The sequence below is a fragment of the Pseudomonas sp. GM79 genome (assembly GCF_000282495.1).
In the GTDB taxonomy this organism is placed as follows: Bacteria; Pseudomonadota; Gammaproteobacteria; order Pseudomonadales; family Pseudomonadaceae; genus Aquipseudomonas.
In genome coordinates, this window is sequence record NZ_AKJE01000036.1 from 60,387 (window position 1) to 85,340 (window position 24,954).

At 57.6% G+C, this 24,954-nt stretch carries 19 protein-coding genes and 1 pseudogene; 7 read left to right on the plus strand and 13 right to left on the minus strand.

The genetic code is table 11. From position 1 onward, the window contains the following. Window positions 1-12: 12 nt before the first annotated feature. Complete coding sequence (locus PMI36_RS18485; protein ID WP_008070751.1) at window positions 13-504, minus strand: GNAT family N-acetyltransferase; 492 nt, start codon at window positions 502-504, stop codon at window positions 13-15. Window positions 505-888: 384 nt separating this feature from the next. Between PMI36_RS18485 and katG the strand changes: the two genes are divergently transcribed. Next, window positions 889-3,177 carry a catalase/peroxidase HPI gene (katG, locus tag PMI36_RS18480; RefSeq protein ID WP_008070753.1) on the plus strand — a complete coding sequence of 763 codons (2,289 nt, stop codon included), beginning with the start codon at window positions 889-891 and terminating at the stop codon, window positions 3,175-3,177. A 148-nt stretch (window positions 3,178-3,325) separates the two neighbouring features. Here katG and ydiJ read toward each other — a convergent pair whose 3' ends face one another. After that, window positions 3,326-6,349, minus strand: coding sequence for a D-2-hydroxyglutarate dehydrogenase YdiJ (gene ydiJ, locus PMI36_RS18475; protein ID WP_008070755.1), 3,024 nt, complete (start codon window positions 6,347-6,349; stop codon window positions 3,326-3,328). 157 nt (window positions 6,350-6,506) lie between these two features. Here ydiJ and PMI36_RS18470 point away from each other — a divergent pair, with 157 nt between their 5' ends. Further along, the gene (locus PMI36_RS18470; protein ID WP_008070756.1) at window positions 6,507-7,391 is read left to right on the plus strand and encodes a LysR substrate-binding domain-containing protein; all 885 of its coding nucleotides are present in this window, start codon (window positions 6,507-6,509) and stop codon (window positions 7,389-7,391) included. 235 nt (window positions 7,392-7,626) lie between these two features. On the opposite strand, the gene PMI36_RS18465 is transcribed toward PMI36_RS18470, so the two are convergent. Beyond that, the gene (locus PMI36_RS18465) at window positions 7,627-8,511 is read right to left on the minus strand and encodes a sterol desaturase family protein (protein WP_008070758.1); all 885 of its coding nucleotides are present in this window, start codon (window positions 8,509-8,511) and stop codon (window positions 7,627-7,629) included. A 67-nt stretch (window positions 8,512-8,578) separates the two neighbouring features. Here PMI36_RS18465 and PMI36_RS18460 point away from each other — a divergent pair, with 67 nt between their 5' ends. Further along, entirely contained in the window at window positions 8,579-9,541 is a 963-nt protein-coding gene (locus PMI36_RS18460; protein WP_008070759.1) for an AraC family transcriptional regulator ligand-binding domain-containing protein, read from the plus strand. 186 nt (window positions 9,542-9,727) lie between these two features. On the opposite strand, the gene PMI36_RS18455 is transcribed toward PMI36_RS18460, so the two are convergent. Next, window positions 9,728-10,135, minus strand: coding sequence for a tautomerase family protein (locus PMI36_RS18455; RefSeq protein WP_008070760.1), 408 nt, complete (start codon window positions 10,133-10,135; stop codon window positions 9,728-9,730). 108 nt (window positions 10,136-10,243) lie between these two features. Here PMI36_RS18455 and PMI36_RS18450 point away from each other — a divergent pair, with 108 nt between their 5' ends. Next, entirely contained in the window at window positions 10,244-11,137 is an 894-nt protein-coding gene (locus PMI36_RS18450) for a LysR substrate-binding domain-containing protein (protein WP_008070761.1), read from the plus strand. A 6-nt stretch (window positions 11,138-11,143) separates the two neighbouring features. Here PMI36_RS18450 and PMI36_RS18445 read toward each other — a convergent pair whose 3' ends face one another. The 4 genes and pseudogenes from PMI36_RS18445 to PMI36_RS18435 form a co-directional block, all read right to left on the minus strand. Next, complete coding sequence (locus PMI36_RS18445; protein WP_008070762.1) at window positions 11,144-12,037, minus strand: tyrosinase family protein; 894 nt, start codon at window positions 12,035-12,037, stop codon at window positions 11,144-11,146. Then, complete coding sequence (locus tag PMI36_RS18440) at window positions 12,024-12,488, minus strand: hypothetical protein (protein WP_008070763.1); 465 nt, start codon at window positions 12,486-12,488, stop codon at window positions 12,024-12,026. The genes PMI36_RS18445 and PMI36_RS18440 overlap by 14 nt, the downstream gene beginning before the upstream one ends. Window positions 12,489-12,602: 114 nt before the next feature. After that, a pseudogene (locus PMI36_RS30460) lies at window positions 12,603-12,743 on the minus strand (transposase domain-containing protein); the annotation flags it as partial. A gap of 134 nt (window positions 12,744-12,877) precedes the next feature. Further along, window positions 12,878-13,432, minus strand: a complete 555-nt coding sequence (locus PMI36_RS18435; RefSeq protein ID WP_008070764.1) for a YdeI/OmpD-associated family protein — start codon at window positions 13,430-13,432, stop codon at window positions 12,878-12,880. Window positions 13,433-13,829: 397 nt separating this feature from the next. Between PMI36_RS18435 and PMI36_RS18430 the strand changes: the two genes are divergently transcribed. Continuing rightward, complete coding sequence (locus PMI36_RS18430; protein WP_008070766.1) at window positions 13,830-14,639, plus strand: NYN domain-containing protein; 810 nt, start codon at window positions 13,830-13,832, stop codon at window positions 14,637-14,639. Window positions 14,640-14,829: 190 nt separating this feature from the next. On the opposite strand, the gene PMI36_RS18425 is transcribed toward PMI36_RS18430, so the two are convergent. From PMI36_RS18425 to PMI36_RS18410, 4 genes are all read right to left on the minus strand, one after another. Beyond that, on the minus strand, window positions 14,830-16,425 hold the full coding sequence (locus tag PMI36_RS18425; protein ID WP_008070768.1) for a DHA2 family efflux MFS transporter permease subunit: 1,596 nt from the start codon (window positions 16,423-16,425) through the stop codon (window positions 14,830-14,832). Next, on the minus strand, window positions 16,422-17,519 hold the full coding sequence (locus PMI36_RS18420; protein WP_008070772.1) for an HlyD family secretion protein: 1,098 nt from the start codon (window positions 17,517-17,519) through the stop codon (window positions 16,422-16,424). The genes PMI36_RS18425 and PMI36_RS18420 overlap by 4 nt, the downstream gene beginning before the upstream one ends. A 98-nt stretch (window positions 17,520-17,617) precedes the next feature. Continuing rightward, window positions 17,618-18,031, minus strand: coding sequence for a cupin domain-containing protein (locus PMI36_RS18415; RefSeq protein WP_008070774.1), 414 nt, complete (start codon window positions 18,029-18,031; stop codon window positions 17,618-17,620). A gap of 43 nt (window positions 18,032-18,074) precedes the next feature. Beyond that, entirely contained in the window at window positions 18,075-18,827 is a 753-nt protein-coding gene (locus PMI36_RS18410; protein ID WP_008070775.1) for an SDR family oxidoreductase, read from the minus strand. 258 nt (window positions 18,828-19,085) lie between these two features. On the opposite strand from PMI36_RS18410, the gene PMI36_RS18405 reads away from it, so the two are divergent. Continuing rightward, window positions 19,086-20,675 carry a winged helix-turn-helix domain-containing protein gene (locus PMI36_RS18405; protein ID WP_008070777.1) on the plus strand — a complete coding sequence of 530 codons (1,590 nt, stop codon included), beginning with the start codon at window positions 19,086-19,088 and terminating at the stop codon, window positions 20,673-20,675. Window positions 20,676-21,130: 455 nt separating this feature from the next. Next, window positions 21,131-22,597, plus strand: a complete 1,467-nt coding sequence (gene arcD / locus PMI36_RS18400; protein ID WP_008070779.1) for an arginine-ornithine antiporter — start codon at window positions 21,131-21,133, stop codon at window positions 22,595-22,597. Window positions 22,598-22,703: 106 nt separating this feature from the next. Here arcD and PMI36_RS18395 read toward each other — a convergent pair whose 3' ends face one another. Then, window positions 22,704-23,402, minus strand: a complete 699-nt coding sequence (locus PMI36_RS18395; protein ID WP_008070793.1) for an ion channel — start codon at window positions 23,400-23,402, stop codon at window positions 22,704-22,706. Window positions 23,403-24,954 lie beyond the last annotated feature (1,552 nt).

Genomic DNA, 24,954 nt, shown 5'->3' on the forward strand with positions numbered 1-24,954 from the left:
CCCGAAAAATACTCAGAGACCCCCATGGCTCCCGGCCTTTCTCATTTGTATGAGCGCTACACGGCGCCCATCCGGCGACACTCGCTCCTCAACCCCAAACGGCACAAATCCTAGCTGCGGATACAGAAGCAGCCCCGCCGTATTCTCGTTGAAGCACGAAATCTGCACCTCGCTTGCCCGATGACGCTCAAAGGCCAGCTTCACCATCGTCTCCACCAAAAACTTCGCGACACCTTTCCCCCGCGCCCTGGGCGACACGATCACATTGCCGATCGCGCAAACACCATCGCGCTCAAACGCATAAAAGTTCGCAAAGCCAACAACAGAACCGTCCCCCTCAACCACCGTAGAGTCTGAACGTAGAGCAATCGATGCACGCAGTTGATCTTCCGTCAGCGGGTAGTGCGCCTTCGGGAACATGTAAAACAGTTCTTGAGCGTTTTGCGGAAAGTCGCAAACAGTCAACACATCTTCAGCATCGACGGGGCGGTGGGTGAGTAGCATTGGTTGGGTTCCATCCAAAGGTCGGTGCGACAGATTACGTTTTGCCGATGCTGGATAAAAGAGACTCGTATCAGCGGTTCCATCTCGATGGCTCAGGTAAAAGATTCTGCCTATCAAGCGTGAATACCCCACCTATTAGCTGACTGCTTTATAGGCGTCTAACCTTAATGCAGCGCTGGCGTGAGCCGGCCGGTTGAGACTTGATAAAAGATACGAATGAATCAGAAGCGTACTAGGCTTGCCGTGGGCCACCGTATAGGCAACTCGATTTGCCGCTATCCAGATTCCCCTGTGACCACGATGAACGGTTGATCGAACGGCTGCAGCCTATGTCATTGATTTCGCTCGTCGCTATTGCGCGCCCACCCCGGGCCGGATAGCCGGATGATTACGACCAAAGGTAGCGCACACATGGCAAATGAATCGAAATGCCCGTTCAATCACGCCGCCGCGGGCGGTGGCACGACGAACCGCGATTGGTGGCCGAACCAACTGAACCTGAAGATCCTGCACCAGAATTCGCGGCTGTCCGACCCCACGGACGAGGGCTACAACTACGCCGAAGCGTTCAAAAATCTGGATTTTCAGGCGCTCAAGCAAGACCTGCACGCGCTGATGACCGATTCGCAAGACTGGTGGCCGGCAGACTTCGGTCACTATGGGCCGCTGTTTATTCGCATGTCCTGGCACGCCGCCGGCACGTACCGCGTCGGTGACGGTCGTGGCGGTGCCGGCTCCGGTCAGCAGCGCTTCGCACCGCTCAACAGTTGGCCGGACAACGTCAGCCTCGACAAGGCGCGCCGGCTGCTCTGGCCGATCAAGCAAAAATACGGTCGCAACATCTCCTGGGCCGACCTGATCGTGCTCACCGGCAACGTCGCGCTGGAGTCCATGGGCTTCAAGACCTTCGGCTTTTCCGGTGGCCGGCCAGACGTCTGGGAACCGGATGAGGCCGTCTACTGGGGCTCGGAAAACAAGTGGCTGGGCGGTGACACCCGCTACGAAAAAGACAAAAAGGAGCCCATGCAAGAACCCGGCGAAGGCCCACTCGTTGCTGAGCCGGGGGAAAATGAGGACAGCCGTACCGAAGGAGGACGCAACCTGGAAAACCCGCTCGCCGCGGTGCAAATGGGCCTGATCTACGTCAACCCGGAAGGCCCGGAAGGCAATCCGGACCCGGTCGCTGCCGCGGTGGACATCCGCGAGACTTTCGGGCGCATGGCGATGAATGACGAAGAAACCGTGGCACTGATCGCCGGTGGCCACGCCTTCGGCAAGACCCACGGCGCCGGCCCTGCCGACAACGTCGGCGCCGAGCCCGAAGCCGCTGGCCTCGAAGCTCAAGGCTTGGGCTGGAAGAGCACCTTCGGCAGCGGCAAGGGCGGCGACACCATCACCAGCGGCCTGGAAGTGACCTGGACCACCACACCCACCAAGTGGAGCAACAACTACCTGGAAAACCTGTTCGGTTTCGAGTGGGAACTGACCAAGAGCCCGGCGGGTGCCAACCAGTGGACCGCGAAAGGCGGTGCTGGCGCGGGCATCATTCCGGATGCTCACGACCCGTCGAAGCGGCGTAACCCGACCATGCTGACCACGGACCTGTCCCTGCGATTCGACCCGATCTATGAGCCGATTTCACGGCGGTTCCTGGCGAACCCGGACCAGTTGGCCGACGCGTTCGCCCGCGCCTGGTTCAAGCTGCTCCACCGCGACATGGGGCCCCTCTCCCGCTACCTCGGCCCGGAAATGCCCAACGAAGAACTCCTGTGGCAAGACCCCATTCCGGAGGTCGACCATGCCCTGGTCAACGACAGCGACATCGCTGCACTCAAAGGCAAGCTCCAGTCCTGCGGCCTGACCGTTTCACAACTGGTCTCGACCGCCTGGGCGGCAGCCTCCACCTTCCGTGGCTCCGACAAACGCGGCGGCGCCAACGGTGGACGCCTGCGCCTGGCCCCGCAGAAATTCTGGCAGGCCAACCAGCCTGAGCAACTGGCGAGCGTATTGGCGAAACTCGAGAGCATCCAGAACGAGTTCAACAGTGGCGGCAAGAAAATCTCGCTGGCAGACCTGATCGTGCTGGCCGGTTGTGCCGGCGTCGAACAAGCGGCGAAAAATGCCGGCCAGACCGTGACGGTGCCTTTCACACCGGGACGGATGGACGCCTCGCAAGAGCAAACGGATGTCGAGTCCTTCGGATACCTCGAACCCGCCGCCGATGGCTTCCGTAACTACCTCAAAACCCGCTACAGCGTACCGGCCGAGGCCTTGCTGATCGACAAGGCGCAACTGCTGACACTCACCGCGCCAGAAATGACCGTGCTCATCGGTGGCCTGCGGGTGCTGAACACCAACGTCGGACAAACTCAGCACGGGGTGTTCACGAAGCAGCCAGAAGCGTTGACCAACGACTTCTTCAGAAACCTGCTGGACATGAGCGTGGAATGGAAACCGGTCTCGGACGACAACGAGGAGTTTGAAGGGCGCGACCGGAAAACCGGTGACCTTAAATGGACGGGTACGCGGGTCGATCTGGTGTTTGGCTCGAATGCGCAGTTGAGGGCCTTGGCTGAGGTCTATGCCTGCGACGATGCGAAGGAGAAGTTTGTGAAAGACTTCGTTGCGGCCTGGGACAAGGTGATGAATCTGGACCGGTTTGATCTGAAATGATCTGAGCAATACTGCTGAAAACCCGCAACGCCTCCCTGTGTGGAGGCGTTGTGGTTTTTGCTGATCCGTGGACCTGATCGAGTCGACCGTCGACAGCGGTCACTCCTCTCACCTGCCCGTTGGCGATCCACAAGATTCTCAAGCTAGCCTACTCTGCGCGCGCATGCTCCAACACCACTTCCAGTGGGTGGCGCAGTTGCCTGTTGGCGCGACGCTTTACCTGAGTGCGGCAGGAGTAACCCGTTGCCAGTGCTTCTCCCGTCTTGTCCAGCTTGCCGGCCCATGACTGCTCAAAAATGGTCCGCGAGGTGTCCTGGTTGCGGGCTTCATGGCCGTAGGTTCCGGACATGCCGCAACAGCCCGTCGCCTCAGTCACCAACTTGAGTCCAAGCCGGGCAAACACTGCTTCCCATTGCGAAGTACTGGCCGGCACATTGGTCTTCTCGGTGCAGTGCGCCAACAAACGGAATGTCTGAGTAGCGGGTTGCGGGTTTTCAGGCAACACATCGAAGAGCCACTCCTGGGGTAGCAAGACCTTTGGGCAATCATTGAGCCCCGGCACTTTCTGGTATTCCTGGCGGTAGACCAGCGTCATCGCCGGATCCAGCCCCACCAGCGGTACTTCGCAATCGGCTAGCGCCTTGAGTTGACTGGCGTTGCGGATCGCCGCTTTGGCGAATGCGCCGAGGAATCCTTGTACATGCAACGGCTTGCCGTTGGCACTATAGGGTGCCAGAAACACGCGATAGCCCAACTGATGCGCCAACTGGATAAAACTCGCCAGCAACGGTGTTTCGAAGTAACGGGTGAAAGCGTCCTGCACCAACACCACGCTGCGCTGACGTTGCGCGATGGTGAGCTCGCGCAGGGCTGGCACGCTGGCGACAGCGACTTTGCAGCGGGTCAACGTGGCCTGCAAGTCATAACGGTTGATCAGCGGGCTGTCGAGCATGCCGACGTGTCGTTCAAGCAAACGGCTCATCCATGTTGAGCCCATTACCGCGTTGTACAGGCCCGGCGCATAGGCCATATAAGGAATGGTGAACTCCAGCGAGCCGATCAGGTAATCGCGAAGCGGACGTTGATAGCGACCGTGATAGAGCTCCAGAAAACGCGATCGGAAATCCGGGACATTGACCTTGACCGGGCATTGTCCGGCGCAGGATTTACAGGCCAGACAGCCCGCCATCGCGTCGTAGACTTCGTGGGAGAAATCCGCCTCGCCGCGCGAGCGTGCCAGGTTATTGCGCATCCTCGTTGGCAAGCCGCGCAACCACGACAACTTGCCCCGCGCCGCTTCCAATACATCGATATTGGCCGCGCCTTGCAAACGCAACCATTCGCGAATCAATGACGCCCTGCCCTTTGGCGAATGCTGGCGTTCACGGGTGGCTTTCCATGATGGGCACATCGCATCGTCGGGGTCGTAGTTGTAACAGGCGCCGTTACCGTTGCAGTGCACAGCGGTGCCGAAACTTTGCCAGACACGCTCGTCGATTTGCCGATCCAGCTCACCGCGCAGCGTCACTTCGTTAACCTTGAGCAAGCCTTGGGCGGCATCCGGCGGAGTGCAGATTTTGCCGGGGTTGAGCTGATTGTGTGGATCGAACGCGCCCTTGAGCAATTGCAGCGCCGGGTACAGCTCGCCAAAAAAATCAGGGACATATTCGGAGCGCAATCCCTTGCCGTGCTCGCCCCACAGCAAACCACCATAGCGCCGGGTCAGCTCGGCCACGGCATCGGAAATCGGCTTGACCAGCGCGGCCTGGGCCGGGTCTTTCATGTCCAGCGCCGGGCGCACATGCAACACACCCGCGTCGACATGCCCGAACATGCCATAGGCCAGGCCATGGCTGTCGAGCAAGGCGCGGAACTGCGCGATGTAGTCGGCCAGTTTCTCCGGCGGCACGGCGGTGTCTTCAACGAAAGGCTGCGGGCGAATCTCGCCTTCAACGTTGCCCAGTAGCCCGACCGAGCGTTTACGCATGGCGTATACGCGGGTCACTGCTTCGCCACCTTCGGCCAACGTGTGGCCCAACCGCTCGATCGTGGTGTCGGCCTGCAGATGCGCCACGAACGACGCCACGCGAGCCTTCACTTGCGTCAGGTCTTCCCCGCTGAACTCCACCAGATTGATACCCAGCGTCGCGCGCTCGGCGTCCGTCGGGAAATACTCGGCGACGCTGTGCCAGACAATGTCTTTCATTGCCAGCATCAATACTTTGGAGTCCACGGTTTCGATGGACAGCGGCTTGTGCGCCAACAGCGCATTGGCGTCACGCAGCGCATCCATGAAGCTGGCGTAGCGTACGTTCACCAACACCGAGTACTTGGGAATCGGCAGCACGTTGAGCTTGGCTTCGACGATGTAGCCCAACGAGCCTTCCGCACCGCACAACACGCTGTTGAGGTTGAAGCGTCCGTGCTCATCACGCAGATGCGCCAGGTCGTAACCCGTCAGGCAGCGATTGAGTTTGGGGAACACCGACTCGATCAGGTCGGCCTGGGTTTCCTGAATATGCCGCGCAGTGCGGTACACCTCGCCGATGCGGCCGGATTGCGCGCACACCACTTCCAGCTCCGCGTCGGACAAAGGCTGGCTGTGCAGGCGTTCACCGCCGAGCAGTACGCTGTGCAGTTCCAGCACATGATCGCGGGTCTTGCCATAGGTGCAGCTGCCCTGGCCGCTGGCGTCGGTGTTGATCATGCCACCCACCGTGGCGCGGTTGGAGGTCGACAGCTCCGGGGCGAAGAAAAGCCCATGAGGCTTGAGCGCGGCATTCAGCTGGTCCTTGACCACGCCCGCCTGCACCCGCACCCAACGCTCGGCGACGTTGATTTCGAGGACGGTGTTCATGTGCCGCGACAAGTCGACCACGACGCCATCGGTCAATGACTGGCCGTTGGTTCCAGTGCCGCCGCCTCGCGGGGTCAGCTTGATCTGGCGAAAGCGTGGTTCGGCCATCAATGTCGCGATGCGCACGATGTCGTCCGCGTCCAGGGGGAACACCGCCGCTTGCGGCAGACGCTGGTAAATCGAGTTGTCGGTCGCCAGCACGGTCCGAGTGGCATAGTCCGTACTGAGCTGACCGCGGAAACCGCTGGCGCGCAGGGCTTGCAGAAATTCCGGGTACTGTGCCGCGGATTCAACGGTCGTCAACTGGGCGATCATCGCTGGATGGTCTCTTGAAGGTCTAATCACGAAAAATCAAAACACTTGTCGCCTGAGCATTAATACGTCAGCCTCAGGTCGTCGGCTGCGCCAATGATCCTGCAGGCTCGGGCACCGGACAAACGGATAATCCTGCCGCTATCGATGACTTTTACGAATGAATTACCGTCACCTCACCCCCTCGATGTCGTTGCTGCTGGCCTTCGAAGCCGCCGCCCGACATGAAAGCTACACCCACGCTGCGCTGGAACTCTCGCTGACCCAAAGCGCAGTCAGCCGCCAGGTCCAGGCGCTGGAGCAGCAACTGGGCCTGACGCTGTTTCGCCGTGAAGGTCGCCAGGTGAAGTTGACCGATGTCGGTCGTCTTTATCAGCGGGAAATGAGCGAAGCGCTCGGACGCATCCGCAGCGCCACGTTGCAGGCCATGGCTTATCAATCCGGCAGCGGCACATTGCGCCTGGCCACATTGCCGACCTTCGGCTCGAAGTGGTTATTGCCGCGCCTTCATGACTTTTATAAAAGCCATCCTGGCATGCTGGTGCACATCAACTCCCGGATCGACGCCATCGACTTTGAAACCAGCGGCATTGATGCCGCGATTGTCGTCGGCAATGCTGATTTACCGGGTCTGATCAGCCATCGGCTGCACACGGAAGAACTGATGGTGATCATGTCTCCACAAGCGGCCAAGGCCCATGACGCCTGGCCCCCGGAGCTCATTGGCGGGCAGACGCTGCTCAATGTCGCGAGTAATTCCAACGTCTGGGGCGAGTGGTTCAGCCACCACGGCTTGCCCCATCGGATGATGCGCCTGGGGCCAAGTTTCGAACTCACCTCACACTTGATCCAGGCCGTCAGAGCCGGCATCGGAATAGGTCTGGTGCCTCGTATTCTGGTGGCTGATGAATTGGCCAATGCAGAGCTGATCGGCCTGGACCTGCCCTTCGCCAGTCAGCGCAGTTACTACCTGACCTACCCGCCGCGCAACGAAATGCTGCCATCACTCATCGCGTTCCGTACCTGGTTGCTGGAACAGATATGAGCGCCCTGGATCTCAAGCGAGAGGCGCCCTCTCCCTACACCGGAGAGATCGTGGCAAGCGCACCAATCAAAATGGTCAACACCAGAAATCCACCCAGGAATAATGCCATCTTGCCCATTGGGCCTCCTACGTTATGAGTTTGCGGTGCAGCGGCTACCGCCGCTGCTGACCGTGCTGTCATTGTGAGCCGCAGGCTGATCCCATTACAGATGCAGATAGCGAAGGAAAAACCGTATCAGCCCCGACCTTGACTGATTGATCGCGCCACTTTCCGGTTAGCGTTTACCTTGGGAGCGGTACGGCGGGAACGCACGATGGGCCAGAACAATTCTTCTTTCCAGCTTATCGGTGACACGTGTTCGATTCCGTAGGCTGGCGGACGTCGACGGGTAATTTTGGCGGTTCCGAACAGCACGTCCCAAAAAAACAACAGGTTGCCAAAATTGCCTTTGTAATGGGTAACGCCATCCTCGGCCGTCAAACCGTGATGCGCAGAATGAGTGGAGGGTGTGGAGGGTGTGGAGAAGGTTCGCTCCAAAACCCAGACAAGTGGGCGTAACGCGCGGATGCGATAAAGTTTGTCGTCCCACGCAATGCTGCTGTGTGCAGCGAAGATCACGGTCATTTTCAGAATCAGATAACCATAATAAACGGGTGCAAGCCCAAGGTAGATCAACACCCCGGATAACCAGATGCCGGGCATCAGAAGATAGTAGAAACTGTTGTTGCGATAGACGATGCGCACACTCATATAGGGTGCGGAATGATGTGCACGATGCAATGCATAAAGTGCAGGAACCCGGTGAGTCAGGCGATGCCACCAGTATTGGGTCATGTCATCGAGCAGTAAGAACAAGACAAATCCTGCAATCCACGGGATTCCAGCCAATGCGTCCTTCATCTCCGGTACAGCCTGACTTGATATTTTGCCACTAAGCCACATGACTAAAGGGAACGTGACCGCCACCAGGATGCCGGAACCGACGACTTCAATGAGTACGTCACGTTTACTGCCTGACGACTGACGAAACGAGGAGCAGGCAAGCTCTAGCAAAATGAAGGCAAGGAAAATCCCGGCCACTATTACAGCAGGGTTATTGGCGAGCATTGTTATATTCATGGCACTCTCGATTCAGGCCCTTGCGGGCAATGCCATGTCATTAGAAACCCAGGAATCAGCCCTCCCAATGCGCGAAATGGACAGAATTGAGCTAGAACCGGCCAATCGCCCACCCCAGCGCTTTCATCGAGGCCGGCTGGGCCAAGTGCTGGAGCGTTTCCTTGACAGCCAGGTTTCCCGAAAAAGCACGGATTACAGCCTGATCGAACTGGATCAACTTTGGCGCGAGGCGGCGCGCATTGATTCGGCTATCGGGTTAAAACTGTTCGCGCTGTTCACGCCTCAGGACTGGCACGTCCTGGCTTATCTTTGCCTCTATAGCCCCGACGTTTTGTCGTCCATGCACCTTTGGGCGCGGTACGCACCGCTTGCATCGGACACCGACAATGTGAGGTTGGTAAATGACGAAAACGGCGTCGGGATCGAGCTGTGCGTCGATGCGCCTGGAGAGTTGGCGCGGTATGTCATCGAACACTACGGCGTGATGTCCATCGCGCAATTGCGACGTGGAACGGGGCAGGATGTGCAGCCGATTCTGGCAAAATTCAGGCATTCACGTCCGTCGTATTACAAGCAATACACCCAGTGGTTTGGAGACCGCATCGAGTTTGACTGCCCGGTTAACCGCTTCTATTTCCATACCCAAAGCTTGAGCCTGCCAATGCAAACCCGTCATCACGGGATGTTGGAGTTATTGACTCAGGAGCTGGATCGACGGATTGCCACGCATCGCAATTTCAGCGGTTGGTCAGCCAAAGTTGCCGAAGGTGCGCGACGATCTCTGGCGAGAGGTGAAACTCCAAATCTGGACGATCTGGCAAAGGCGCTACACCAGACGCCCAGGACATTACGCAGACGCCTGGAAGAACAAGGCACAACCTTCAGGCAATTACTCGATCAGGTTCGTGCGGAACTCGAACTGCATCTTGAATTGCAAGGCGAGTCGTTGACAGAGATTGCAGCTCAATTGGGCTACAGCGATTTGACTGCCTATCTCCATGCCCGAAGTCGATGGCGTGACAGGAAATAAGGTGGCGGCCTGTTTATTTCGAGTCTGTCTTTTGCTTAGTCAATCCTGCCCCCAAGCCAACTCCTACGCCGACCGCATCCCCCCTGAAGTACGCCATCTCCGTAGGAGCTGCCGCAGGCTGCGATCTTTTGATCTTGGCATTTGCGAAACCGCTGAAAATCAAAAGATCGCAGGCTTCGCCAGCTCCTACGCCGACCGCATGCACCCCTGAGGTACACCATCATTACCTCGCCCGCCACCAAACGACCATTTATCTGCCGCGGTAGTGGTAATCACCACCATGACGTCTTCAGCGTCGATGCCTGGTGCTCGACTCAGTCTCTCGACCAGGTTGCGATAGAAACGCTGTTTCGTCTCGATGTCTCGAGGGCGGCCGGCAGTAATCGCGATCAGCACAAAGTCATGGCTGCGCGGGCCGCCCAGGTAGCCGGGATCAAATATCAGTTCGCCCACTTCATGCTGGTGAATGACCTGGAACCGGTCGGCCATGGGCACTTCGAAGCTTTCTACCAATGCGTCGTGCAGCCCCTGTGAGAGGGCCTGTAAATACTCGGCCGACTTTCCCCGGTGCAATGAAATACGTGCAAATGGCATAACGGTCTACTCCTGAAAAACCCACTGACAGGAGAAAACTATCAAGTCGCGATAATTCCGAATATCCGATTTAATGGCGACCATAGTCCTGAATCAGTGGATGATTCGATGCGCCGTCCAACCTTCGATCTTGATGTGCTGCGTACTTTCGTAACCGGTGTGGAATTCAACAGTTTTGCCAAAGCGGCGGATCGGCTCAATCGCTCGACGTCTGCCGTGAGCGCACAACTCAAGAAGCTTGAGGAACAGATAGGCACGCCAGTGCTGTCCAAATCCGGTCGAGGGCTGGTGCTGACGCCGGTGGGTGAAACCCTGCTCAGCCATGCTCGCCGACTGCTTGAACTGAACGACAGCATTTTCCAGACGCTGCACGAAAGCCAGACCGCCGCAACGGTACGCCTGGGGCTTCAGGAAGACTTTGGCGAACACTTTCTCAGCGACATCCTGCGACGCTACGTCAAGATGTACCCGAGGGTGAGCCTCGAAGTCAGGATCGCGCGTAATACCGAATTGCTTGCATTGATCGACGGCGGAGGCCTGGACCTGGCCCTGTCTTGGGACACAGGGCACATGTCCCCCTATGCCACACGCCTGGGTGAAACACAGATGTACTGGATCGGATCTCGTGATACGCAACCGCTCAACTGCTCTGTAGATTCCCCCCTGCCATTGATCTTGTTCGACGCCCCTTGCGTGTTGCGCAGCGCGGCAACCCAGGCACTGGATGAGGCGCGGATTCCCTGGCGAATCGCGCTGACCAGCCCCAGCGTGGGTGGAATCTGGGCGGCCGTTGCTGCCGGTTTGGGCCTCACGTTGCGAACCCGCATTGGACTGCCAGGACATCTCGCCGTCATTGCCGGCCTACCCACGCTGCCGACCCTCGGCTATGTGCTTTATCGTGGCGCAGAACACCTGGCGCCTGCCACCCGACAACTGGCTGCGTTGATACAAACCAGTCTGGAAGAGCAGGCGTTCAGTATCACTGCAGGCGCCACCGTTTGATGCTGTCTAAAGCAAATCGCCCAAGGTGTCGTACTTGTAATACTGGCTGTAATTCAGCACATCCCGGGGCGTCACCTTTTCCGGGAAAGGGCTGTACATCGGGTCATCAATCCGATGGAACTTGAGGGTGTCCGGGGCATTTCCCGCAGGTACGTATGCGGCGGCGGGATGCTTCGCTTGCCATGCAGCCCAGAGCCGGTCGACATTGCAATGATGCAGAAAGAACACTGGATCATTCGGCGAGGACGACAATCCCATGTCACCACCGACCCACACATGGACGTTGTTATGAATGCGTTCTTCGCCCGCCCATCCCTCGATGCTGTTGCGCGCACCACCGGTGGACTGCGCCGCGTTGTAGGGTGCTTTGTCATACACCGTGTTTTCATGGATGACCTTGCGCACATTGGCTCGGCTGGGCAGTGACCCACCTCTTCCCAGATAACGCACCAGGGGGCGGTTTACCCCGTCCAGGTCCATGGTGCGGCCATTACCTGTCAATCGCACCCGCCACTGACCATTCACGAACTGCCCAAGGTACTCATCCGACCAAATGAGTGAGGTTCTCGGGTCCTGAAGTTCCGCGTCAGTGTTCCAATCCCAGTACGGGACTCGAAAGTGTGGGTCGTTTATCGCCTTGCGAAGCAAGGTTTCCAGGCGCACGAGGAAGTAGCGATGCCACGGCAAGAATGATGGCCCGCCATGCGCAGCGTTCCTGGCCATCTGCCCGGCAGGCGTTGAAATCATCATGGCCCGGTGGTGCCAGGCCACGAAGGAGTCGTAAATCGAGAGGTTGGCCTGCCCGGGCCAGGGATTCTGCGCGGGGTCCTTGAGTCGCTTTACCCCTTCAACGTATTTCTTAAGCGCCGGGAGATCATTGACAGCATTAGACCTGATCATGATGTGCTCCATGGGCATGGTGGACGGGGTGGTCTGGGTGCTCTCCCCCGTCGCCATCGCCCTTGGCGAAGGATTCCGGATAGGCATCGATCACCGCGGTCATCAAGTCGAGAGCCGATCCGTAAGTGACGAATGGGGTGGCGTGCGTATGGACCTGGCCCGCATCGTCCACAAACAGATGCGCCTGGACCGGAGCCCCATCAACCTCCACCTGGTAGGTGGTCACGATCCGGACAACATGCCCTTTGTGGTTAATCTCGCGAACCGTCCTGGCTTCATGTCCTGCATGCGGGTCCACGTACTCAGGAAACTGCTCCTTGATCCACGCTGGGTGCGTTTTGTCAGGATCGGTGATGGATATCTCCGCGAGAGCACCTATGTCAGGCAGGCTCAATAGCGCATTGGGTTTCATGCCCGCTGGTTCGGGGCTGGAGACATTCTTCCGTGTCATGATTCCTCCTGGAGTGTGCCCCCCGGACGGTTGCCCAGACTGGCTGGAGAAAGTGTAGTTGGTCGCTGGCAGGCATGCCGCTGAACCCATCCGCCGGGCGGACTTACTGTGGATTCACCCTACGGGCACCCAGCGATGCGGCAGCATGTCGGTAATCTCACTCGCCCGTTGTGTCGGCAGGCGCGTGAGGATGTCCTTTAAGTAAACGTACGGATCATGCCCATTGAGCTTCACTTATTGGATCAGGCTCATGATTCACTTTTACAGACGCATTCCCATCTCGTGACCATTGAGTGCACCCTAACGATTAAGCTAACAGGCGAGCAAAAGCGTAGCTTTTGCGAGTTCCAGTGAGCGCCTTGTTAGACGTGTTCAACGGAATGTTCCATTTAAAAATTTTCTGCCTCAGGCGCACGGAAGGCCTTACTGTAGTAGCCAGACGGGTCGAAACAGCAAACCTGCTTCTTGCCGGATGCAAGCATATCGCAGGCATCACCAATTCGTTTTGCGCGCGTCTTAAGTTGCTTGGCTGAAGTAATCCAGTGTATCCAGTCTACTCGTGCGATGGTCGTCGTATTGTTCCAAACTTTACGAGCCTCAGGAGTGGCTGCCAGTGCCTCCTGAAAATCTGGTGGGATGTCAGGCTCGGGTTCCTTCTTCACAGGGGTTAGCTCTAGTGTAACGATATCCCCAACGGCCGCGCCTGCGGCTTCGTGTAACTCTCTACTTACCTGCAGCCAATGGCTCAGCTGACCATCCGGTTCAAGGGTTGCCTGGAAATGGTGCCCATTGATTGTGCCTTCAACTGTCGTCCTTCCTCGCCTCGGAAGCTGTTCACTCGCGTCTCTTGGCAGTACTACGAACGCCCACGACGTATCATTACCAGGCTTTGCCGGACGAAGAAGCTTTGCTTCGAATCGGGATTTCACATCGATTGTTGTCATTGCAACTCCTCCAACTAATACGCCTAACTACTATTTGGCGACATCACTGTCGCGTTTAAAAGCGACAGTGATGTCGTATAACGTTCCTTGTCGTCCTGCAAGCCCTTGTCTAGCCTGGAGGAATTGCAGCAACGCGACATAGCCCAGGGAGAAACGAGACATGGATGACGCCAAGCTCAGCTGCGGTAAAGATTCAGTGCAGAAGGTCGACGCTAACTATTTGCCACTAGTCTGTCCAGCGGCTGGTCGATTAAAAGCCATTGGCTAATCGTTCCGCTTTGCACATCACCGCAAACCCGTAGCCGTTGGCAAAACACGCTCTCTAGCGCGAAACGGTGATCCCTTTGTTCATCCGTTATTTAACGGTATGTTGAAGTCCTCAACTCAAGGACGACCCATGGCCATCCACGCACCCACCCCCACGCAAAAACACTTGGCAGTGTTAATCGACGCCGACAATGCCCCCGCAGCAATTGTTGAAGGTTTATTCGAAGAAATCGCCAAGTACGGTGTCGCCAACGTCAAGCGGATCTATGGCGACTGGACTGGCCCACAGTTGGGTGGATGGAAAAAGGTGCTACTCGACCATTCGATTCAACCTATCCAACAGTTCGCGTACACCAAAGGTAAGAACGCAACAGACAGTGCCTTGATCATCGACGCAATGGACTTGCTGTACACCCGACGCTTCGACGGTTTCTGCCTGGTTTCGAGCGACAGTGATTTCACCCGCCTCGCTTCGCGATTACGAGAAGAGGGTTTGACGGTCTACGGGTTTGGTGAAGAAAAAACCCCGAGACCGTTCGTGTCGGCCTGCGACAAGTTCATCTATACCGAATTGCTGCGCGGTGAAGTGCTTGTTGCTGCAAGCAATGGACATGGTCGACCCGAACCTGAGCCACCCGTCGAAATCGAGGCCGTCAAAGTCGCCTGTACACCCGAAGTAAAAAAGCTACCCAAGGCACCAGTAAGTTTCATCGCAAAGATCTTGGATGACATTGCCGACGAGGACGGCTGGGCTCACTTGGGTGCGCTGGGCACCAACATCAGCAAATTGAGACCTGAGTTCGACCCTCGCACCCATGGTTATAAAAAGCTTAGTGAATTGATCAAGGGGTATCCGGATATGTTTGAACTGCAAACTAGAGGAACGTCGGGAGTGGGTGGTTCAATACTCTATGCCCGGCACCGACAGCCGAGCTCGTAGCCCCCGTCGCCAACGACCGCTCTTGGCCGATTGCTGTCGGTTGCCAAACAGTTGGCAGGGGCGATCAATGTAATTCATGAGCAATAGCCGATCGCAGTCTGAAGCATCCAAGCACTACATTGAAAAGTACGGAATTCCCTACGGTAGCTGGTGACTGTAGGAGCTGTCGAAGGCTCGGGCCGGGGCTGTCTCACGCAACTGCTCGTGAAGCGCGCACTTTCTCGGATCGCGCGAATCCGATCTTGATGCCGACCAGGATGGGGGCAGCGATTACAAAAAGCAGGGCCACGGCGACGAACGCTGTGTCGAAGGCAATCACCATGGACTGACTTGTCACCAACCGGCCCAGAAGGCTCGTCGCTGCCCGGCCAGCGGCCGCTGCATCCATGCCTTTCACGGCCAGCATGGCTGTCGTGTTCGTCATCCGCTCGATGAGTGCGGCTCCCCCCGGGGTGACGTTGGCGCCGAGGACCACGGCATTGGTGACGACGTTATGGTCGATCAGTGTCTGGAGCCCTGCGACCCCAATAAGGCCACCCAACTGGCGACCCGTATTGAAAAGGCCTATTCCGCCAGCGAGGTTTCGGCTGTTGAGGTGGCTGAAAGCGATCAGCGTGATCGATAGAAACAGGAAGCCAAGCCCCAACCCGCGCAACAGGATAGCTGCCATCATGTCGTCCGCGCCGCTTTCGTTGGTCGAACCGGACAGCATCCACATCGCCACCATGATCATCAGGATTCCAAAGGGCACGGTGGCGAACGGCGCAACGCGGTGGGCCTGCATGAGATAAGCAGATATGAGAAGCGCGCCAACAAAAAACGCGCCACTGGGCAACAGCAGCTGACCGGCATCGGTAGGAGTGAACCCGAGGACCGACAGGGCGAACGCCGGAATCAGGAACGCGCTGCCGAACAAGGCGGCGCCGGCGACAAAACTGACGATAAAGGCGAAGGAAAAATCGCTCGTTTTGAACAGGCTGAAGTCGAGCAAGCCCTGCCCTTTGGCCAACACTTGTTGCCCCAGAAATGCCAGCAGAGCGGCTGCGCCGATCACCGTTAGCCAAAGGATGCGTGGCTCCTCGAACCAGTCCCATCGGCTGCCCTGGCTGAGAACGTAGGTGAAACACAACAGCGTGGTTGAGATCAGCGAGAAGCCGATCCAGTCAAACGGACGCTGCCGGACCTTGGCGGGCATTGGGCCGTCTGCGATCAGCACAAGCCCGCTAGCCGCCAAGGCAATCGGGACAACGCTGAAGAAGATCCATGTCCAGGATTGGCTATCGATCAGCCACCCTTGAAGCGCCGGGGCGAGCGTCGCGGGCGCGACAACGGAGCCCATGGCAAACAGCGCTTGAAGGATTGGCTGAAGGGACCGCGGATAAGCGCGAAATATGATCGCCTGACCCCCGACCAGCAGAGTGCCACCGGCGAAGCCCTGGATAACTCGAAGTGCAACCAGCAAATCCAGCCGAGCGGTGATCGCGGCAATGCCACACGCCAGGCCCATGACCAGGGTTGAGCTGATGATCACATGACGCGCAGCGAAACGGTTCATCAGCCAAGGGGCGGTCATGAACCCGATCAGCTTGAGCGCGATGTAGCCGATATCCAACCAGGCAAACTCATCAGGCGTCGCATAGGTGTCGCCGATGATGTCGCTGCGTCCGAGCGACAGAACGGTGCTGGCGATCGCTTCCGTTAGCGTGGCGAGCACGATGCCCGCCATGAGCAGGACACCGGTCGTAGCGCTGGCGTTGCTCCGCGTGGCGCTGGCAATCGTGCTCATGAGCCGTCCCCTTGCGCAACCTCGACACGCGCGGACAAGCCAGGGACGATGCGGCCCGGTAACGGGTTGTGGGCAAGCCGGATTTTTACCGGAACCCGCTGCACGACACGCACAAAGTTTCCTGTTGCGTTGTCTGTGGGCAGCAAGCTGAACGCCGACCCGCTACCCGGCGCAAAGCTGTCGACCACGCCTTCAAGTGCCCCGTCGGGATAACCGTCGACCGTAATGCGCACGCGCTGGCCGGGGCGGATATGTTCGAGTTGGGTTTCCTTGAAGTTCGCCACGACCCACACATCATTGACCGGCACGATATCGAGCAAGGCCCCTCCCGGCGTAACGAACCGGCCGACCCGGACCTGACGGTTACCGATAACGCCATCAACAGGCGCGTGTACCACGGTGCTGTCGAGATCGATCTGGGCCAGATCGCGCGCGGCCTGTGCCTGCGCCACAGCAGCAACGGCAGCTTCTCGCTGGGCCACGAGGACGGTGATGCGTTGCTGTTGAGCCTCGACCGTTGCCGAAGCTGCCGAGACCGTCGCCTCGGCTCTGGAGCGTGCCGTGCCGGTTTCATCGACCAGGGCCTGGCTGACCGCGTGGCTGACGATAAGTTTTTGGCTGCGATCATGGGTCTTGGTCGCCAGATTCATCTCGGCGGCGGCCGAGCGTCGCTGGGCTTCGGCCTGTCGAATCAGGGCACGCTGAAGCTGGGTTTCGGCATCGACATGGGTCAGGCGAGCCTCGGCAGCGCTGACATTGGCCACTGCCTGTGCAAGCCGTGCGCGATAGTCCCGATCGTCAATCCGAAACAGGACGTCACCCGCCCGGACGGTCTGGTTGTCCTCGACCTCTACCGCCGTGACATAGCCAGCAACCTTGGCCGCGAGCGAGGTGAGGTCGCCGCGCACATAAGCGTTATCGGTGGAGGTCGAACCGCTCGAAAACGCCATGGCCCATCCGCCGGCCACGACCACCACGGCGCCGATGCACAGCAGGATGCCAATCATCTTTCTCTTGCTTTGCCGCGCCACCACGACAGGGATCTCGGCGCTTGCGCCGGTGGCAATGGCGGCCTTGTCCTGAAGCGAATTCATGTTCTTGTTTCCTGTTCAATGCCAAGGATCCACAGCAGCCACAGGACGGCAGTGACCTGCCGCCCGGCTGTCGAGCGTCGATGAGCGCGTTGATCGGCTCACTTTTTGATGGGGGTGACGAGCTCCTTTTCGTTGCTGTCGAGGACGAACACGGCCAGCAGGCGAGCTGGCTTCGTGTCGCTGGCGTTGGCGCTGACTTCGTGCACAGAGCCCGGCTCCTCTACGAAGTTTTCGCCGACGTTGTAGATCTTTTCTGGCTCGCCTTTGACTTTGATGCGAAACGAGCCCTCCAGGACCGTGGCATAAATGAACGCCGTTTTCGGATGGGTGTGGGACGGCGACGCGGCGCCCGGCCCATACTCGACCAGCACGCCCTTCATGCTCTTGCCTGGGAGGTTGGGAATGGGCCGATCGAATACGACCGACACCTTGCCTGCGGGCGGCTCGGCGGCCGACGCTGCGCTGATCGACAGCGCTGCGAAGGCAGCGGCCAAGAGAAATCGGGTAACCATGGCAATGCTCCTTGGTGCGTAGGTGGTGTGAGCGCGCGGCCCGTTACCGAGCCGTCGACTGACCGAGCCAGTCCTCGAAGCGGATTGCGCCAAGGCGTGGGTTCTTGCCGGGCGTCAGCGATTGATCGTCGAGCACCGAACCGAAGTAGCGCGCGTGCACGTCCGGCACGACCTTGCGCGTGTCCTGAGTGGCACGCAGGAAGCGCCTGACCAGTTCGTCGAGTGGCATGGCCTCGGGACCGGCGACTTCGACCGTGCCATTGACCGGTGTTGCCAGCGTGACCTCGGTGAGCGCCGCCACCACGTCGTCGGACGCCATCGGCTGGATCAGCGCCGGAGACAGGCAAATCTCCTCGCCGACGGTGGCCGCTTGCGCGATGCCGCCGACAAACTCGAAGAACTGTGTGGCCCGCAGGATGGTGTAAGGAATGCTGGATGCCTTGATCAGGTTTTCCTGCGCGACCTTGGCCCGGAAATAGCCATTCTCGGGAAGCCGTTCACTGCCGACGATCGACAGGGCCACGTGATGGCGAACGCCAGCGGCCGCCTCGGCAGCCAGCAGGTTACGGCTCGACGTTTCGAAGAAATCGAGAACGGCCTGGTCTTCCCACGAAGGCGCGTTCGCCACGTCGACGACAATATCGGCGCCATCCATCGCCTGGGCCAGGCCCTCGCGGGTAATGCTATTCACGCCCGTGCTGGGGGCGGCTGCGAGCACGTCATGGCCGCGCTCGCGGAGGTTCTGCACAAGTTTCGATCCGATGAGGCCGGTGCCTCCAATGACGACGATCTTCATGGTTTCTCTCCGCTTCTCGACTGCAACCATTGCTGTCGATGTAGATCGAGAGTGCCAGCGCGCGTCAGGGACGTCCTTGTACCGGCCTTGAGTTTGCCTTCAGGGAAGCTTGATTTTTCGTCCAGAAAAACAGTTATTCGACGGGTCTCCCTTGCCGCAAACGGTGCAGCGGGTCAGGCGCTGCCGTATTATCGATACCACTTACCCACCGCCAGCTCAGACACGGAGTCGAGGGCGCTCGACCAGGGGATCCTCACCTTGCAATTCGTGTTTGAAGACTACGTGCTCGATCAGCAGCGCCGGGAACTGACCTTGCGCGGGCAAGTCGTGTCTGTCGGGCCGCAGGTCTTCGATCTACTGCTGCAACTCGTCAGCAACCGCGATCGCGTCATGAGCAAGGACGACCTGCTCAAGGCCGTGTGGAGCGGTCGGATCGTCTCTGAGTCGACCATCACCAGCCACATCAATGCGGTGCGCAAGGCCATCGGCGATACCGGCGAAGAGCAGCGCCTGGTGCGTACGGTCGCCCGTAAGGGATACCGCTTCGTCGGCGAGATCAAGGTGGATGAGGTCGGGGAAACGCGACAGCCTGACATCGAAGAACCCACGCCCGTGGACCTGAAGCAAACGCCTGCGCCCACGCTCGTCCTGCCGGACAAACCCTCCATTACTGTCCTGCCCTTCCATAACCTGAGCGGCGATCCGGAGCAGGAGTATTTCGCCGACGGCATGGTAGAGGACATCATCACCGCCCTGTCGCGTATCCGCTGGCTGTTCGTCATCGCACACAATTCAAGCTTCACCTACAAGGGCCGGGCCGTGGACGTCCAGGGCGTCGGCCAGACGCTCGGCGTGCGCTACGTGCTGGAAGGTAGCGTGCGCAAGTCCGGGAACAAGGTACGCATCACCGGGCAGCTCATCGACGCGACGACCGGGATGCATATCTGGGCAGAGCGCTTCGAAGGCATGCTCCACGACATTTTCGAGCTGCAGGATCAAATCGCCGAAAGCGTCGTCGGCGCCATAGCACCGCAGCTGGAACGGGCGGAAATCGAGCGCGCCAAGCGCAAACCGACGGAAAACCTGGACGCCTACGACTATTACCTGCGCGGAATGCCGAAACTGCACAACGGCACCCGCGAAGCCATCGAGCAAGCGCTGCCGTTGTTCTACAAGGCCATCGAGCTCGATCCGGAATTTGCATCGGCCTATGGCATGGCAGCCTGGTGTCACTTCTGGCGTAAGTTGAATGGCTGGATGACCGATCGGACTCAAGAGATCGCCGAGGGCGCACGACTTGCGCGTTTGGCGGTGGAACTCGGCCGGGACGATGCGGTGGCGCTGACGCGAGGCGGACATGCACTTGGCCATCTCGCCGGCGATATTGATGGCGGCATTGCCCTGCTCGACAGGGCACGCCTGCTCAACCCCAACCTCGCCCCCGCCTGGTACCTGGGCGGAATCCTGCGCGCACTGCGCGGTGAAGCAGACGCCGCCATTGCGGATTTAACCCATGCCGTTCGCTTGAGCCCGCTGGATCCGGAAATGTTCAGGATGCAGGTTGGAATGGCACTCGCACACTTCTTCGCCGGGCGCTTCGATCCCGCTTCTGCCTGGGCGGAAAAGGCGCTGGGTAACCTGCCCTGCCTCCTGGTGTCGGTTGCCCTTATGGCGGCCAGTCATGCGCTCAGCGGACGCATGGACAAAGCGAAGCAGGCGATGCAGCGTTTGCACGAGCTGGATCCATCCTTGCGCGTCTCCAACCTGAAGGACTGGCTGCCAATCCAGCGTCCTGAGGATTTTGCACGGTTTGCTGATGGGTTGCGGCTAGCTGGGTTGCCTGAGTGACTGCGGCCCGGTGAACTGCGAATGGCTTGCTAAAGCCAACGCGGGAATTCCCTACCGGAGCTGCCGAAGGCTGCTAATGCGAACTGCGATCTGTAGCTGGCTTCGCCAACTGCTCCAAGGAATGCGCAGGTTCGCAGATTGCAATATACGAATGGAAGCTACACTGAAGTTGCTTGAATCTTGCATCCCCTCTTTCGGGAGAGCCAAGTGGATCTAACGATCGAGTCAGGTTCAAAGCAGCAGAAGCCAGTTTTGGCTGGTACGAAACTGCGACTTGAATGCGTTTTAGTTGTTTGTGCCCAGCTGCGGGGGCGGTGACATCAATCCATTCCTGCAGCGAAAAAGCAGTCTGTTCGGTGGCATGCGTCACTCGAAGGGGTCATGCAGTGCATTAGCGACCATCTCTTGTCAGCCCGTCACCTCTTGAACGATTCCGTTTCGGTAAGGAGATTCAGATGGTCGACTCCGTCAGCAACATCGACAAAGATACCCAGATTTCTGCCTCCAGCGATAAGTTGAAGTTCGGAGCATTGATCGCTCTGGTCGTCGGCTCCATGGTGGGCGGCGGGATTTTTTCGCTACCGCAGAACATTGCTAAAAGTGCCAGTGCTGGCGCCACGTTGATTGGCTGGCTGATCACTGGCGTCGGCATGCTGATGCTGGCATTCGTCTTCCAGACACTGGCCAACCGCAAGCCCAAGCTCGATGGCGGGGTTTACGCCTATGCCAAGGCCGGGTTTGGCGACTACATGGGTTTCTCATCGGCTTGGGGTTACTGGATCAGTGCCTGGATCGGCAACGTCAGCTACATGGTGTTGCTGTTCAGTACCCTCGGGTTCTTCTTCCCGATGTTTGGAGAAGGCAACACACTACCGGCAATCATTTGCGCCTCCGTGCTGCTCTGGCTCCTGCATTTTCTGGTTCTGCGCGGAATCAAGGAAGCCGCCTTCATTAACGTGATCACTACCATCGCCAAGATGGTGCCGCTGGCGCTGTTCATTGTCATTGCCGGCGTGGCCTTCAAGATGGATGTTTTTACCAGCGACTTCTGGGGCGCTGGCAACAGTGACCTGGGCACGGTGATGAATCAGGTTCGCAACATGATGCTGGTCACCGTCTGGGTGTTTATTGGCATTGAAGGGGCCAGCATCTTTTCCGCCCGTGCTGAAAAGCGCAGCGACGTCGGCAAGGCGACCGTGGTTGGCTTCGTCGGGGTGCTGCTTTTACTGGTTCTGGTTAACGTGTTTTCTCAGGGGATCATGGCCCAGGCACAACTGGCCGGCCTGAAAAATCCTTCCATGGCGGGCGTACTGGAACATGTGGTGGGTCACTGGGGGGCAGTACTGATCAGCGCAGGGCTGATCGTCTCGCTGGTCGGTGCGCTATTGTCCTGGACACTCCTCTGCGCGGAAATCCTCTTTGCCAGTGCCCGCGACCACACCATGCCGGCGTTCTTGCGCAAGGAGAACGCTAACCAGGTTCCCGCCAATGCGCTATGGCTATCCAACGGGCTTATCCAGCTGTTCCTGATTATCACGTTGTTCAACAGTTCCACCTATTTAAGCCTGTTGTACCTGGCAACCTCGATGATCCTGGTGCCGTACTTCTGGTCCGCCGCCTACGCTTTACTATTGGCCTGGCGTAACGAAACCTATGAGGAGGCTCAAGGCGAGCGGACCAAGGATCTGGTAATCGGGGTGATCGCTGTGCTCTATGCCGTATGGCTGGTGTACGCGGCCGGGGCGCAGTACCTGCTGCTGTCTGCACTGCTTTATGCTCCCGGCGCAATCCTGTTCGCCAAGGCCAAGCGCGAACTGGGCCAACCGGTGTTCACCTCCATTGAAAAAGTCATCTTCGTTGTCGTGATGATAGGTGCGCTGCTCGCGGGTTACGGCCTCTACAGCGGTTTCCTCAGCCTCTGAAACAAGGGTTTGCATGGCGGATGGAGCGCTCCGTCTGCCATGCGGCTTCAATGAAAACCGAGGCGGATTTTTTCAATGGCATGGGCCATCAGCAATCGGTCGTCCATCACTTAGCCTGATTCGATGGATAAAGACCGGCAAACCGAGCGATCACAACCCCAACGTAAAAGACGCCTGAAAACTCTTCGACCATTACCAGTGAGCGGGCGTGATTGGTCAACGGAATAACATCTCCGTAACCGGTGGTTGTGAGCGTCGTGAGGCTGAAATAGATTAATTTGAAGAACGTGCCAGGCTGTGCGAAGTCGAGGGGCAGAGGACCGAATGAGCCAGCGCTGGATATCTCCACCATGGCATAAACGAAGGACCAAACGAAAGCCAGCATGATGTAACCCGCCAGCGCGCCATGCAGCTTGCCGGCTGTAATTGGCCCGCGCTTGAGAATGTAGAGAAGCACTCCGCTAAACGAGACGGCAAGAGACGCCGTATACGCTATCCCGGCAAGGCTAAGAATCGCGATACTCTCAGTCCATAACGCCGTCCATTGAAGGCCAACCCCAAGCAACGCCAGGCCCAGTTTGAGAATGAACCCCCGCCGAGTCTGCCTGGTGGCGAAAGCCCCCACGAGCAGCACGATCGAAAAAAGAATGCCGAGCAAGGTACGAGCAAATATACCTTCCTCAAGAAAGGGAAAGAGAAGGATCAACCCTAGCAAGAGCAGCAATAGATAGGTGTAGGGACCTTTCCCCATAATCAACCGGGCTAAATCCTCGTCGGGTTCGGCTTTATTTTGAGGATTTGTCATATCGGTTTCCCAGAGGCTGAAGTAACACTCGATATCTGACCGTGCACCGTTGAAATCTGGCTTGGCTTTAGAATAGTCGGGGGTGAAATCCTTGAGTGGCGGATATGGGTCGAATTCTGCCTGTAAGGAAGGGTAGCAGTCGGTCAGAAGCGGCCATTTTCGGTCAGTTGTGACAGGCCAAACTCGTCAGCGTGCTTCGCTGCGACTCCAGATTTTTGTCCTGAGCGGGAACCGAGCGTATCGGATTTACCTCCCTTCTTTCTCAATGCCACATCTGTGCATCTCATGTCGCAGATAACTGAGTACGTGCGACAGTTTCACGCCAGAATTAGTCGTCGCATAACTCAGAAGTTATGCGACGGCATTTTCAAATCCGCTGCACCAGTATCAAAGCGCAAGGCCCATCGTAAAAAGTTAACTCACTCATCTTAAACGCTGCCGCTTACCTCACGTAAACTCCCGAGACGGCTCCCCATTAATATGTATGGTTTGAGTGAGGCAGTAGCCACGATTTCTGACTGCGCGAAAGAGATGCCCACCTCCAGCGCCTTTCTTGAACTTTACTTGCAGCCTACTCAAACTCATCTCCAGGCCACGATAGAGACCAGGCTCTCTCCCAATACTACTAATTAGCTCTGCTCTACTGATTACGCGCTCCTCCTTGAGGAGCATGTTCTTTACAATTATGCTCTCAATATTTGTCAAGTGTATTTGATTGGCACCGTCAAACAGGATTCGATTACTTATATCGAGCTTCCAGCATTGAGGGTATTGAAGTGATATTTTTGCAAGGCTTGTCATGGTTTTTGATTGTACAATTTATGAATATAACAAAAAACAAATCGCAAAAACTATTACTTATTTTTATCTTCAGCAATGTGATTTAGGAACGCATTTTTAAACGTAATCTTTATTAGGGTGACTGCGCAGCCACGCTGTTAACTTATAGCAATATATTTGTAAGCTAGATATTAAGCACTTATAGTGTTGTTAGTTTGTTAAAATTCTTAATTATCCAGATTCAAAGTTGATGAATAATTTTTAAATATACCAAGCACACTAATAGATAGCCAGCGTATGATTTGTAACAGTCTACTGCTGTTTTGGTAACAATGTGCCGTCCAACCGACAGCGCACTAGTCGGGGAGGACGCAGAAAACGGAGACTTTTACCATCTGCTCGCGCTGCCCCCAAGACTGCCGCAGCATGCAAAGCGGGGCCCCTAGGGCGGAAAAGCACTGCGTTATCGACCGCTCACTCATTGTCTCTGCTCCATTCGTAGGAAATGCCCGCGTCCGTGAGCACCAACAGCCAAATAGCTGGCTTGCTGCGCAAGCTTGAGGAGAAGTTTATAGACGTGGCGTGCGCCAGCCTTTCATTTGGCGACAGCTTTTTTTCATTTCATGACAACCCATAACCTTCGATCTTACATTGCACATAGCGTTGTTTGAGTCAGGTTTTGCGTGGTGGTCATGCCCCTCTCCAGACCTACCAATATGTCGTCAGTGGTTTGCAAATTCGCGGATGAGGTTTGAGAGTACGAAATCCTGAG

Excerpts from the sequence above, each read along its gene's own strand:
- PMI36_RS18415 (WP_008070774.1), bottom strand. The coding sequence starts at position 18,031 with ATGGTTACCCGATTTCTCTTGGCCGCTGCCTTCGCAGCGCTGTCGATC.
- PMI36_RS18410 (WP_008070775.1), bottom strand. The coding sequence starts at position 18,827 with ATGAAGATCGTCGTCATTGGAGGCACCGGCCTCATCGGATCGAAACTT.
- PMI36_RS18455 (WP_008070760.1), bottom strand. The coding sequence starts at position 10,135 with ATGCCATTTGCACGTATTTCATTGCACCGGGGAAAGTCGGCCGAGTAT.
- PMI36_RS18460 (WP_008070759.1), top strand. The coding sequence starts at position 8,579 with ATGCGCGAAATGGACAGAATTGAGCTAGAACCGGCCAATCGCCCACCC.
- arcD (WP_008070779.1), top strand. The coding sequence starts at position 21,131 with ATGGTCGACTCCGTCAGCAACATCGACAAAGATACCCAGATTTCTGCC.
- katG (WP_008070753.1), top strand. The coding sequence starts at position 889 with ATGATTACGACCAAAGGTAGCGCACACATGGCAAATGAATCGAAATGC.
- PMI36_RS18435 (WP_008070764.1), bottom strand. The coding sequence starts at position 13,432 with ATGACAACAATCGATGTGAAATCCCGATTCGAAGCAAAGCTTCTTCGT.
- PMI36_RS18420 (WP_008070772.1), bottom strand. The coding sequence starts at position 17,519 with ATGAATTCGCTTCAGGACAAGGCCGCCATTGCCACCGGCGCAAGCGCC.
- PMI36_RS18395 (WP_008070793.1), bottom strand. The coding sequence starts at position 23,402 with ATGACAAATCCTCAAAATAAAGCCGAACCCGACGAGGATTTAGCCCGG.
- PMI36_RS18470 (WP_008070756.1), top strand. The coding sequence starts at position 6,507 with ATGAATTACCGTCACCTCACCCCCTCGATGTCGTTGCTGCTGGCCTTC.
- PMI36_RS18445 (WP_008070762.1), bottom strand. The coding sequence starts at position 12,037 with ATGATCAGGTCTAATGCTGTCAATGATCTCCCGGCGCTTAAGAAATAC.
- PMI36_RS18465 (WP_008070758.1), bottom strand. The coding sequence starts at position 8,511 with ATGAATATAACAATGCTCGCCAATAACCCTGCTGTAATAGTGGCCGGG.
- PMI36_RS18430 (WP_008070766.1), top strand. The coding sequence starts at position 13,830 with ATGGCCATCCACGCACCCACCCCCACGCAAAAACACTTGGCAGTGTTA.
- PMI36_RS18485 (WP_008070751.1), bottom strand. The coding sequence starts at position 504 with ATGCTACTCACCCACCGCCCCGTCGATGCTGAAGATGTGTTGACTGTT.
- PMI36_RS18425 (WP_008070768.1), bottom strand. The coding sequence starts at position 16,425 with ATGAGCACGATTGCCAGCGCCACGCGGAGCAACGCCAGCGCTACGACC.
- ydiJ (WP_008070755.1), bottom strand. The coding sequence starts at position 6,349 with ATGATCGCCCAGTTGACGACCGTTGAATCCGCGGCACAGTACCCGGAA.
- PMI36_RS18450 (WP_008070761.1), top strand. The coding sequence starts at position 10,244 with ATGCGCCGTCCAACCTTCGATCTTGATGTGCTGCGTACTTTCGTAACC.
- PMI36_RS18440 (WP_008070763.1), bottom strand. The coding sequence starts at position 12,488 with ATGACACGGAAGAATGTCTCCAGCCCCGAACCAGCGGGCATGAAACCC.